The organism is Okeania sp. SIO2B9 (assembly GCF_010672505.1).
In the GTDB taxonomy this organism is placed as follows: domain Bacteria; phylum Cyanobacteriota; class Cyanobacteriia; order Cyanobacteriales; family Microcoleaceae; genus Okeania; species Okeania hirsuta.
Genome location: NZ_JAAHGK010000749.1, coordinates 1 through 3871, shown reverse-complemented (window position 1 = coordinate 3871; position 3871 = coordinate 1). Strand labels below are relative to the sequence as shown.

Annotated in this window: 4 protein-coding genes and 1 pseudogene; 4 read left to right on the top strand and 1 reads right to left on the bottom strand. The window is 34.9% G+C overall.

Annotation, left to right across the window (positions count from 1 at the left end; translation table 11 throughout):
• The 4 genes and pseudogenes from F6K13_RS22755 to F6K13_RS22740 all read left to right on the top strand — a co-directional run.
• A pseudogene (locus F6K13_RS22755) lies at positions 1-340 on the top strand (hypothetical protein); the annotation flags it as partial.
• Positions 341-815: 475 nt separating this feature from the next.
• Complete coding sequence (gene ispE, locus F6K13_RS22750; RefSeq protein WP_124145362.1) at positions 816-1760, top strand: 4-(cytidine 5'-diphospho)-2-C-methyl-D-erythritol kinase; 945 nt, start codon at positions 816-818, stop codon at positions 1758-1760.
• 313 nt (positions 1761-2073) lie between these two features.
• Positions 2074-2403 carry a DUF3082 domain-containing protein gene (locus tag F6K13_RS22745; RefSeq protein WP_124145336.1) on the top strand — a complete coding sequence of 110 codons (330 nt, stop codon included), beginning with the start codon at positions 2074-2076 and terminating at the stop codon, positions 2401-2403.
• Positions 2400-2534, top strand: coding sequence for a hypothetical protein (locus tag F6K13_RS22740; protein WP_287288466.1), 135 nt, complete (start codon positions 2400-2402; stop codon positions 2532-2534). Before F6K13_RS22745 ends, F6K13_RS22740 begins: the two co-directional genes overlap by 4 nt.
• Before the next feature lie 588 nt (positions 2535-3122).
• Here F6K13_RS22740 and F6K13_RS22735 read toward each other — a convergent pair.
• Positions 3123-3871: metallophosphoesterase (locus F6K13_RS22735; RefSeq protein WP_287288464.1), on the bottom strand; the 749-nt coding region annotated here is incomplete at its 5' end.

The window sequence follows — 3871 nt, the reverse complement described above, 5'->3', positions numbered from 1 at the left end:
GGAAAGGGTAGCTTTAAGTGAGAAAAAAGCTATGCTTGAACAAGCAGAGGGAGAAAAAAGAGCTGCTATTGCTAAAGCTCAAGGACAAGCAGAGTCTATAGAGGTTCTTTCCAAAATTTTAAATTTGCGCCCAGATAGTCCAGAATTTATGCAATTTCTGATTGCTCAAAGATATTTAGAAACTAATCAGAAATTAAGTGAAAGTGCTAATTCTAAGGTTCTATTTATGGACCCGAAAGCCATGTCAGAAGCATTAGCTGAATTAGTGGGAGATTCTCCTGATTATCCTCCACTAAACGATCTACCTATTTCACCATCTAAACTGAAAAAATCTGATTAGTATCATGTCTCATAGATATTGGGATAGGGAGTAGAAACAAGGGATAAGAAGATTTTGATTATGGTTTATTAAGCGAAATCAAGATAGTTATGACCGGGGAATATATCCAGTTTTAGAGATGCTAGCTGGGTAAATTTTTTGCAGCTTTTAATCAGGCAGAATAACTATCATTAGCACTTTTTTATAAACTATTAGACATCTGGCGATCGTAAAAAAGAAAAATAAAATCAACTATCGCACATGAATTATCAATAATTATCAATTATTTCCCCCTACTCCCTACTCCCTCTTTTGGAGGAAATGTCTATTGATATTTAATCAATAAACTTATAAATTATAATAATTAAAGTAAAGTAAGAACCTTAGGAATATAAATTCTTGCCACTTGGAAGTAGCTAGAGATGATTTTGGTCAAAAAATTAACCTTTTCCTTTACTTCCTTCGAGTTAAAATATCTAATACTAAACTAGCTAAAATGCGCTCCTATTCATTAATTGCTCCTGCTAAAATCAATCTGTATCTGGAAATTATAGGCGATCGCCCAGATGGTTATCACGAATTAGCAATGGTTTTGCAAAGCATTAGTCTTGCAGACAGAATAGATATTCGTGCCATTGGAATTGAAACTATTGTGGTTCGATGCGAACATCCTCTGGTTCCTGCTGATGCTGACAATATTGCTTACCGAGCAGCTTCCTTGCTCGGTAAACAATTTCCAGATGTATTTGCCAGGTACGGTGGCGTTGAAATTACTATCAATAAGCAGATTCCTGTAGCAGCAGGGTTAGCAGGAGGTTCCACAGATGCAGCAGCAGTATTAGTGGGATTAGATTTAATGTGGGAACTTGGTTTAACTCAGGGAGAGTTGCAAGAGTTGGGGGCACAGTTGGGTTCAGATGTTCCTTTTTGTATTAGTGGCGGTACAGCATTGGCAACTGGACGTGGCGAAGTTCTCTCCCCACTACCAAATTTAGACCAACTTTATGTGGTTTTGGCTAAATACAAGAATCTCTCTATTTCTACACCCTGGAGTTATCGCACTTATCGTCAAGAATTCGGTCATACTTATATTGATGATACTGAAGCTCGGGAAAATAGTATACAAAGAGTACATTCTGGACCAATGGTTTCAGCGATCGCTCACCAAGACAATATAGAAATTGGTAAACTATTGCACAACGATTTAGAAAAGGTGGCTTTACCAGAATATCCGCAATTATTAAAATTAAGAGAAGCTTTTGCCTCCCAAAATGTTTTAGGAGCTATGATGTCGGGGTCTGGACCTACTATATTTGCTTTGACAGAATCTCTTGCTCAAGCACAGGAAGTTGAGGCCACAGTAAAAGCAAAAATGGCTGACCCCGGTCTAGAATTCTGGATAGCACAGTTTAACTCTAGTGGCATTACTATTGCCCATTGAAGAGGGAAGAGGGCAGGACGTAGAAGGTAGAAGGAACATATAATACTTTGAATTGGCAATAATTAATAACTATTATTCTCTGTTTGTTGTTGTTGAAAACTCTAGAAATCTGTATTTTATTTTGCCAAGTTATAAACTGCTATATTTAATTTTCATTTTTCCCATAATTCTAATATAGCAATAGCCAGACCTGTTAGGATTTATACTGACCATCGATATTAGGCTAGGCAATGTTTTTCCAACTATTTCCTATTCCATGTTCTCTATTATAGTTACAAACAATTTTTATTCTGACTTCAACTATTCAAAATATATGACAAATTTAACTCCTAAATCTCAAGAAAAATCTACTTCAAATGTCAATCCTTTACAATGTTTGGCTAGTGCGATAATTGCTGGTGGATTAGCCACACTTGCCTATATGTTAATGAAATCTATTTCTGAGACATTTGCTAATAAACCTATTATTTCAGATAATGTTTTTGTGGTGAATATTTCGACTGCTGTGCGTGCTTTAGTGGTGGGAGTTATTGCTTTCGCTACTTGTATGTGTGCGATGGTTACTTTAGGTTTAATCGCCTTAGCTATACAAATTATAATTCAGCGATTTACAAATAAGGAAATGCCTCCAAATGAAGGTTGAATAGTAAAAAATTGGGGGATAAATATTTATATCATGTCCGTCTTAAATTAGTAGACATCTCCAGAAAAGAGGCAACAGGGAACAGGGAACCCACCCCTCGCCCCTCCCCCTCCCAGGAGGGGAGTAATTGATAATTTATGGATAATAATTGATTTGATTTTGAATTTTCACCAGATGTCTAATGATAAAAAGGCGTTGCATCATTACGGGGTGATATGTAATTTTTTCATCATTTGAAAATATTTTCAAATTACAGGCGGTCGCTGAATACCTAAAAACCGAAATATCACTGGCAAGTTTGCACTTTTAAAGCTTTTTTATTTTCAGTAATCAATCAATCGCTTTATAATTCAAAGTAAAATTGGGCGTTGGTAGTTTGAGGTATGATATTATGTCCGGATAAGAGCGTGATAGAATTCCATGACCTTTACAGGACCAAAAAACTTTCTCCTTCTATTCCTCTTTCTTTTTCTTTCTTTCCTTCTGATACCATTTTGAAAAAAGAATGTTACGAATAATGAGCACCATAAAAATACTTTCAGATAAAGTCTGTTTCACGAAAAAGGTAATTTTAAACATCAAAAATGGTATTAAATCTATCCATTCTGCATTCTGCATTCTAAATTCTAAATTAGAATAAATACCCTAACTATTTGTAGCAAACATTTAGCAATTTGGTATGACTCCTGACTCCTATTTCTTCTAGTATAAAATTTACTTCAACTAAGCTTAATTATACCTTCGTCAAAAACATGATTATTTACATCAATACCTTTAACAATGATGCGGTCTTCATAAACATCAAAAGCAGCAAAACTAAAATCACTTGTAGAATATTCAGTCCACTCTGATTTTCCGACAGGGCGTTGTTTTCCACCCGCGCCACAAATTAAATAGGTAGTACCATTAATTGAGCTAGTTCTTTCATAGTCATGTTCATGCCCATTAATATAAAGCTGAACCCCATATTTTTTAAATAGAGGTGTTAAAGTTTGAATAAAATATTCATTTAACCCATACATTCCAGAGGAATAAATTGGATGATGACCAAAGACTATTTTCCAAGTTGCTTCACTGTTACTCAATTCTTTTTCTAACCATTTTAATTCGGTTTCCCAGTCAGCATTAATATTAGTATCTAAGGCAAAAAATTGAATTGGGTGATACTGAAAAGTATAGTATCTTCCTGCCATATTAAAACCTGGATATTTGAGTTCCAAGTCTCCATTTTCAGTACGAATATCGTGGTTGCCCAGACAGGCATAAAATTTAACTTCTTTTTCTAATAAAAATTTATATGGTTTCTCAAAAACATCTTCTATTTTTTCAATTTCTCCATCTTCATAAATATTATCCCCACCAAGAATTACAAAGTCAAAAGGATATTTTAAAAAATAACGCCCCATAGCTTCAGCTACAGCAAATTGATCTTTGCCTCCTGCACCAGTATCAGCGACAGAAACAAATA